The organism is Hymenobacter caeli, assembly GCF_013294115.1.
Classification (GTDB): Bacteria; Bacteroidota; Bacteroidia; order Cytophagales; family Hymenobacteraceae; genus Hymenobacter; species Hymenobacter caeli.
Map to the genome: position 1 here is coordinate 68,908 of NZ_JABSNP010000022.1, position 6,138 is coordinate 75,045.

Consider the following 6,138-nt stretch of genomic DNA (forward strand, 5'->3'; position numbering starts at 1 on the left):
TTGCGGACCTTTGGGCCGCCCGCGGCCCCGCCGGCTTCCCACCCGCCCATGAACCACCGCCTGAACCTCAAATTCGAGCAGCTCGAACTGGCCACCCAGCACCTGTTGGCCTCCGTCGCAGCGCTGGGGCCCGATGCTACCCGCCCGCCTGGCCCCGGCCAGTGGGCGGCCACCCAGGTGGTGCACCACCTGCTGCTCATCGAAAACAACATCACCGGCTACGTGCAGAAAAAGCTGCTGGCCGCCGAGCTGCTGCCCAAAGCCGGTCCGCTCACGCGAGCCCGGGCCTTGTGCGTGCGCGTGTTGCTGCGCCTGCCGGGCGTGAAGTTCCGGGCCCCGCGCGGGGTGGCCGAACTCACCACCGGGGCCCCGGTGCCCGGCCTGCCGGCCCTGCAAACCGAATGGGCGGCCACCCGCCGCCGCATCGAGCAGGTGCTCAACGAGTACCCCGGCCACTTGCTGAACCGCGCCATTTACCCGCACCCCCGTTCGGGCCGAATCACCATTTACCAGGTGCTGGAATTTCTGCTCGACCACTTGCTGCACCACCAGCAGCAGGTGAACCGCATCGCCAAGGCCCTGGCCACAAAGCAGCTGGTGCCGGGCAGCTAGCCGGGCCGGCTACTTCCCGTCTGCCTCGTAGGGGGGCAGGGCGGCGAAAGCGGCCACCAGGTCGGCCGGCGGCACGGTGAGCTTGCGGCGTTCGAGGTCGAGCCAAGCCCCGTCCACGGTTACGGTGGCGGCCACCCGGCCGTCGGCTTTGTAGAGGGCGTGCAGCACGGTCCAGCGCGTGCCGTCGGTGCTCATCGACACCAGCCGGCCGTCGACGCGGATTTCCTCGCCGATGCCCACTTCCTTCAAAAACCGGGTTTCCTCGCGGAACAGGATGGGCCCCAGGCGCAGCTGCGCGAAACGGGCCACGCCGTAGCCCCACCGGGCCAGCGCCGCCACGCGCTGGTCGGCGGCGTAATCGGCGTAGGCCGAGTGGCGCATGTGGCCGTTGGGGTCCATGTCGGCCCAGCGGGTCCGGTAGGTAAGGGAATAATCCACGCAATGACAATAAGTTAAATGGGTTGATTGGCCGCTTCGGCCGGGCCGACGGGCGTCAGCCGCACCAAGTACTGCCCCTCGGCGTCCTCGTCGATAAAATCGGCCTGGTAGCCGGCGGCCGCGGCCGCGTCGTTGAGCAGGGCGGCGTCGATGAACAGCCACGGAAACGGCTCGCCGGTGCGGTCCTGGTACGAAAGCGTGTACTCGATTTCGCCGTAGTACGGCCCGTTCAGGTTGAATACCAGGGCCCCGTCCTCGTCCTCGTAGAGGTAGCTAACGTCGGAGGAGGTGGCCAGAATCTGGCCGCCGGGGGCCAGCAGGGTGCGGGCGTGGGCCAGGAAGCGGTCGAGCCCGGCCAGCGTGCCCGCCAGGCCCAGGCCGTTCATGAGCAGCAGCACGGTGTCGTAGGGCCGCTCGGTGGGCGGCAGCGGGGCATACAGGTCGTGCCGGGCCGCGGCCCGCACGCCCCGGGCCCCCATTACTTGCACGGCCCCGGCCGATACGTCCACGGCCTTCACCTCGAAGTGGCGGCTTTGCAGCTCCAGGGCGTGGCACCCGGCCCCGGCCCCGACGTCGAGCACGCGGCCCCGGCACTCGTCGAGGGCCCGGCGCTCCAGGGCGGGCATTTGCAGCAGGGTGCGGAAGAAATACGCGGCGGGCAGCGGCTCGTCGTCGGCTGCGTTGCAGTGCACGGTAAGGGTGGCGGCGGCCCGGCCGCGGTGGTAGTCGAGCAGGGCCTGGCCCAGCAGGTCGGGGGCGGTGAGGGTCGTCATCAGGCCCGAAAATTAACCAAAACTTTGGGGCGGGGCCGCGCGTTGCAACGGCTCACCCGCCCCGCTCCCGCCCCGTGCTCCCCGAAAAACTGCGTAAAGGCCAGCTGCCCACCAAAATCTGCGTCACCTGCGGCCGACCGTTCGAGTACCGCAAAAAATGGCGCAATTGCTGGGCCGAGGTGAAGTACTGCGGCGAAAAGTGCAGCCGCCACAAGCCCAAGCCGCCCCCCAGCGCCTAACCGGGGCCCCGGCCCGGCGGGGCCAGCCGCTGCCGGGCCGCGTCGCGGTAGCCCAGCACGGCCGAGAAAAGCCCCACCCGCTGCCCCAGCTCATTGGGCACGGCCGACGACATGGCCGGCGCTGGCTCATCGGGGAAGTTTTGGGCCCCGCGGAGCCAGGCACAGGCCGATTCCAGGTCGTCGAACAGGTTCACCACCGGCGCGTCCAGCGTGTAGAGGGCCGCGTCGGTGTAGCACTTCACGCGCAGGTTGGGCGAGTACACCCACGCCACGTGCTTTATGCCCGCCAGCCGCAGGTACGGCAGGAACTCCTTGGCCAGCCAGGCGGGCACGTTGTGGTCCATGCTGGTCACCCCAGTATTGCTGTTGAGCACGCGCGTGTGGGGCGAGTGCAAAAAATGCCGGGCCACCGCCAGGCAGCTGTCCTGCACCAGCGTCAGGGTCAGGTCGCCGCGCCAGTCCACGAACAGCCATTGGTTCGTGCAATCGAGGTAAATGGAGACGTTGGGGGTTTCCTGGAGTAATTGTGGATTCATAGTGGGTGGTGAAGAGTGAAACCGAAGGCAGGCAGCATACCGGCTAGCCCCGGGGCCCGTTCCCCGCTTCAGGGGGAGTGGTTTGGCCCAAGGTTACTGGGTGTGCCCGGCCCTTCAGTTGTTTAGTGCGTGGACAACAAAAGGGAAGCGAACAGTGGAAGTACGAATATGACTTTTTAACGTTAATATTTAAAAATTTTAGCTACTTAGGAAGAAGAAAATTATGATCAATTTGGTAATACAAATGCTTAATTGGGCTACTTCAGACGCTTCAACAATTACGTCTTGAATAGTTGATAAAGCAGATTTTCTAATTAATATTCATGTTTTTAAATGTTATTGCATCATTCTGATATACAAAATTATACTAGTTGATTCTTTCTCAAAGAAATCCATTTATTAATTCCGTAATTTTCGGTAAAAATACGATAACACCGGTTAAACATCCACTTTTAAACGATAAATTATTTACTGGATTTAAACAGTTTCATTATTACTTTAATAATCCATTATACATTTTCTGGCTATAAAACTATTTTCTTAAATTAAGTCTGTTTCGGTGGGCTTAGCGGCGGTCCCGACTGGCCTGCGTGCTCGTTGTAGCAGGCCCCCGGCTGGGCGGAGCGGCGAAACGTTGGAGCAGCGGAGGCCGTTACGCCGGAAGCGGCGCATCTTCGCCCCCGCGTTGCTTCACTCATTTACCCGCCGCCCGCTATGGCTTCCAACCTCGATTACCTCGCCCCCGCCCTCGAACCGCTCGAAGACAAAGTGAAGGCCTACCTGCAAGCCGAAGAGGCCTTGCGCAAGGCCCACCAAGCCGCTGTGAACGCCCCGCGCCAAGCGGCCGACCGGGCCCAGGCCGCGGCGGCGTTTGAGCAGCGCCCGGCCACCGGCAGCTTCGACCAGGCCGCCGACGAGCGGCAGCAGCAGCGCACGGCCCTGCGCGACGACCTCGACCGCCTGCGCGAAGAAGTCATCGCCCTGCTGCCTGCCCGCGACGCCTGGGTAAAGGTGAACCTGGGCTACGGCCCCAGCCGCGTGGGGGCCTGGGCGGTGCCCGGCCCGCCGGCCCGCTACGAGCTGCGGGTGGTGCACTAGCGGGCCCCACCGAGCGCACAACGCCCGCGAAGCAAGCGGCCGTCAAGGTGCCTACGGCAGCTCACACGGCCGGGCGTACGACCCGGCCGTGGCACTGAGCCAAAGACTTACCAGCCGGCGCTGCACTGCTTGCTACTGCGCCACCAGGCCGCGTTTTTGCAGCATCGGCGTGATGTCGGGGTTGTGGCCCCGGAAATTCCGGTACATCTGGCCGTACTCCACGGTGTTGCCGCGCGACAACACCATGTCGCGGAACCGCTGCCCGTTGGCCCGCGTCAGGCCCCCGTGTTCCTGGAACCAGGCAAACGCGTCGTCGTCGAGCATCTCCGTCCAGGCGTAGGCGTAGTACCCGGCGGCGTAGCCGTTGCTCCAGATGTGCTGGAAATAGCTGGACCGGTAGCGCGGCGGTACCTGCGGCAGCGCCAGGCCCGTTTTTTGGAGCGCCTCGGCTTCAAATTTATCCACGTCCTGGGGGGCGCCGCCAGCCGGCAGGCTGTGCCATTGCAGGTCGAGGGCGGCCGCCGCGAGGGCCTCCGTTAAGGCGTAGCCTTGGTTGAAGGTGGCCGCTTTTTTAATTTTATCCACCAGCGCCTGGGGCATGGGCGCTTTGGTTTGATAATGCACCGCGTAGTGCTTCAGCACCTGCGGGTCGAGGGCCCAGTGCTCGTTGAACTGCGAAGGAAACTCGACAAAATCGCGGGCCACGGCGGGCGAGGACAAGCTGGGGTAGCGCTGGCTGGCGAACAAGCCGTGCAGCGCGTGCCCAAACTCGTGGAACATGGTCGTCACGTCGGCGAAGCTAATGAGGGCCGGCTGCCCGGCCGCGGGCTGCGTGAAGTTGCACACGTTGTACACCACGGGCTTGGTGCCGAACAGCTTCGCCTGGCCCACCATATTGCTCATCCACGCGCCGCCCGATTTGTTGTCGCGCTTGAAATAATCGCAGTAGAACAAGCCCAGGGCGCTGCCGTCGTGGTCGAACACCTCAAAAACCCGGACGTTCTTTTCGTAAACGGGCAAGTCGTGCCGCTCCTTAAAGGTGAGCCCGTAGAGCTGGTTGGCCGCGTAAAAAACGCCGTTCTGCAACACGTTGTCCAGCTCCAGGTAGGGCTTTATCTCGCTGTTTTCCAGGCCGTATTTTTCTTTGCGTACCTGTTCGGCGTAAAAATTCCAGTCCCAGGGCTGGAGCTTGAACCCGCCGTTTTGCTTGTCGATGAGGCTTTGGATGTCGGCCGCTTCCGCCTTTGCCTTGGCCGTGGCGGCCGGCACCAGCTTGGCCAGGAAGGCGTTCACCGCCTCGGGCGTTTGGGCCATCTGGTCTTGCAGTTTCCAAGCCGCATAATTCGAATAGCCCATCAACTTGGCTTTTTCGGCCCGCAACTGCGCGAGCCGCCCCACCAGGTGCCGGGTATCGTTGGAGTCGCCTTTTTCCGCCCGGTTCCACGAGGCGTCGAACAGCTGCTCGCGCACCCGGCGGTCGCTGAGCGACGGCAGCAGGGGCTGCTGGGTGGTGTTTTGCAGCGACACCAGCCATTTGCCCGCCAACTGGTTCGCTTCGGCGTTTTGGGCCAGTGCGCCCAGCTCTCCGGGGCCCAGGCCCGCCAGCTGCGCCGGGTCGCCCACCACTAGGCCGCCGGCTTTGTTGGCGGCCAGCAGCTGGTTGGTAAACTTGGCCCGCAGCGAAGCTTCTTCGCCGTTGAGCTTTTTGAGGCTGGCTTTGTCGGCGGCCAAGAGCTTGGCGCCCGCCAAAATGAATTTCTGGTAATAATACTCGACCAACCGCTTCGACTCGGCGTCCAGCTTGAGCTTGGCGCGGGCGTTATACACGGCTTCCACGCGCTTAAACAACGCGGGGTTGAGGTAAATGGCGTCTTGCACGGCGGCTTGCCGGGGGGCCAGCGCCTGCTGCACCTTTTGCAACTCGGGGTCGGTGTTGGCCCCGGTGAGCAGGCTGAACACGTTGCCGACCCGCCGCGTCAGCTGGCCGCTTTTTTCCAGGGCCACGAGCGTGTTGTCGAAGGTCGGCGCCTGGCGGTTGTCGGCAATCTTTTGCACTTCCTCCAATTGCTGCTTCATACCTGCTTCCAGGGCCGGCATGAAATCCGCATCCTTTATCTTATCGAACGCCGGCGCGTGGTACGGCAGGCTGCTGACCGCCAGAAATGGGTTGTCGGACGCGCCGCTCTTCGGTGGCGCACCGCGTACAATCACTTCATTCTCACGGTTATTCGATTTTTTGGGCCCCGGCAGGCCGTGTGTCGCGCTGGGTGTTGCGCCGCCCTGGGCCCTCACCGCGGCAACGGGCGCCAAGGCCCCCGGCGCAACCACTGCGGCCACGAGCAGCCGTTTAAGTAGTCGCGCAAAAGTAATCGCATAAAAACGGAGGCGTTAAATTTGGTGCATGCGTGCCCCCCTTGCCTTAACCCCCGACGAAGTCACCAC

At 63.6% G+C, this 6,138-nt stretch carries 7 protein-coding genes; 3 read left to right on the top strand and 4 right to left on the bottom strand.

What is annotated here, in order from left to right; all coding sequences use genetic code 11:
* Positions 1-48: 48 nt before the first annotated feature.
* Complete coding sequence (locus HNP98_RS18645) at positions 49-612, top strand: DinB family protein (RefSeq protein ID WP_173811694.1); 564 nt, start codon at positions 49-51, stop codon at positions 610-612.
* A 9-nt stretch (positions 613-621) separates the two neighbouring features.
* Here the strand turns inward: HNP98_RS18645 and HNP98_RS18650 are convergent, their stop codons facing one another.
* Together HNP98_RS18650 and HNP98_RS18655 are read right to left on the bottom strand one after the other, a co-directional pair.
* Positions 622-1,050, bottom strand: coding sequence for an acyl-CoA thioesterase (locus HNP98_RS18650; RefSeq protein ID WP_317171146.1), 429 nt, complete (start codon positions 1,048-1,050; stop codon positions 622-624).
* Between the two features lie 14 nt (positions 1,051-1,064).
* On the bottom strand, positions 1,065-1,823 hold the full coding sequence (locus HNP98_RS18655) for a class I SAM-dependent methyltransferase (RefSeq protein WP_173811695.1): 759 nt from the start codon (positions 1,821-1,823) through the stop codon (positions 1,065-1,067).
* A 74-nt stretch (positions 1,824-1,897) separates the two neighbouring features.
* On the opposite strand from HNP98_RS18655, the gene HNP98_RS18660 reads away from it, so the two are divergent.
* On the top strand, positions 1,898-2,062 hold the full coding sequence (locus HNP98_RS18660; protein ID WP_317171147.1) for a DUF2256 domain-containing protein: 165 nt from the start codon (positions 1,898-1,900) through the stop codon (positions 2,060-2,062).
* Here the strand turns inward: HNP98_RS18660 and HNP98_RS18665 are convergent.
* A complete protein-coding gene (locus tag HNP98_RS18665; protein WP_173811696.1) occupies positions 2,059-2,598 on the bottom strand; it encodes a hypothetical protein in 540 nt (179 codons plus the stop codon). The genes HNP98_RS18660 and HNP98_RS18665 overlap by 4 nt on opposite strands.
* A gap of 714 nt (positions 2,599-3,312) precedes the next feature.
* Between HNP98_RS18665 and HNP98_RS18670 the strand changes: the two genes are divergently transcribed.
* The gene (locus HNP98_RS18670) at positions 3,313-3,696 is read left to right on the top strand and encodes a hypothetical protein (RefSeq protein ID WP_173811697.1); all 384 of its coding nucleotides are present in this window, start codon (positions 3,313-3,315) and stop codon (positions 3,694-3,696) included.
* 132 nt (positions 3,697-3,828) lie between these two features.
* Here the strand turns inward: HNP98_RS18670 and dcp are convergent, their stop codons facing one another.
* Positions 3,829-5,907, bottom strand: a complete 2,079-nt coding sequence (gene dcp, locus HNP98_RS18675; RefSeq protein ID WP_317171148.1) for a peptidyl-dipeptidase Dcp — start codon at positions 5,905-5,907, stop codon at positions 3,829-3,831.
* Positions 5,908-6,138 lie beyond the last annotated feature (231 nt).

What these genes read in the sequence shown, in the direction of transcription:
- HNP98_RS18670 (WP_173811697.1), top strand. Translation starts at nt 3,313, where the DNA reads ATGGCTTCCAACCTCGATTACCTCGCCCCCGCCCTCGAACCGCTCGAA.
- HNP98_RS18665 (WP_173811696.1), bottom strand. Translation starts at nt 2,598, where the DNA reads ATGAATCCACAATTACTCCAGGAAACCCCCAACGTCTCCATTTACCTC.
- HNP98_RS18655 (WP_173811695.1), bottom strand. Translation starts at nt 1,823, where the DNA reads ATGACGACCCTCACCGCCCCCGACCTGCTGGGCCAGGCCCTGCTCGAC.
- HNP98_RS18645 (WP_173811694.1), top strand. Translation starts at nt 49, where the DNA reads ATGAACCACCGCCTGAACCTCAAATTCGAGCAGCTCGAACTGGCCACC.